Below are 429 nucleotides of genomic sequence, written 5' to 3'. Positions count from 1 at the left end.
ATCTTACACCGTTCGGGCCGCTGCGTGTCGATGCGGCGGTGCCGCTCAACCGCGGTCCGGGCGACCCGCATTTCGGCATCTATGCCGGCATCGGTCAGGCCTTCTGATGAAGACGTTCCGGCGCATCCTTCGCATTGTTCTCTACACGCTGCTCGTCGTGGTGGCGGCGGTGGTCGGCGCGCTGGTCGTGCTGACCAAGACCGAGCGCGGGCGCGACAATCTCGCCGGCATGAGCTCGAATCTGGCGTCGAGCGACGAGCGCAAAGTCACCGTCAGCGGCATAGACGGCATCTGGTCCGGCGCGCTCAGGCTCGACCACGTCGTGGTCGAAGACCGCGGCGGGCCCTGGCTGGTGGCGCGCAAGGTGGCGCTCGACTGGTCGCCGCTGGCGCTGCTGTCGAAGAATTTCAGCGCCGAGCGCCTCGCTGC

At 67.6% G+C, this 429-nt stretch carries 2 protein-coding genes; both read left to right on the top strand.

The features are described 5' to 3' along the window. Window positions 1-107: BamA/TamA family outer membrane protein (locus tag EOA29_RS40225; protein WP_145970196.1), on the top strand; the 107-nt coding region annotated here is incomplete at its 5' end. After that, window positions 107-429: hypothetical protein (locus tag EOA29_RS40220; RefSeq protein ID WP_145970195.1), on the top strand; the 323-nt coding region annotated here is incomplete at its 3' end. The genes EOA29_RS40225 and EOA29_RS40220, both read left to right, overlap by 1 nt.

It is taken from the genome of Mesorhizobium sp. M1E.F.Ca.ET.063.01.1.1 (assembly GCF_003998155.1).
GTDB lineage: Bacteria > Pseudomonadota > Alphaproteobacteria > Rhizobiales > Rhizobiaceae > Mesorhizobium.
The sequence above is the reverse complement of the archived record's forward strand: the minus strand, read 5'-3'. Positions and strand labels throughout refer to the sequence as shown.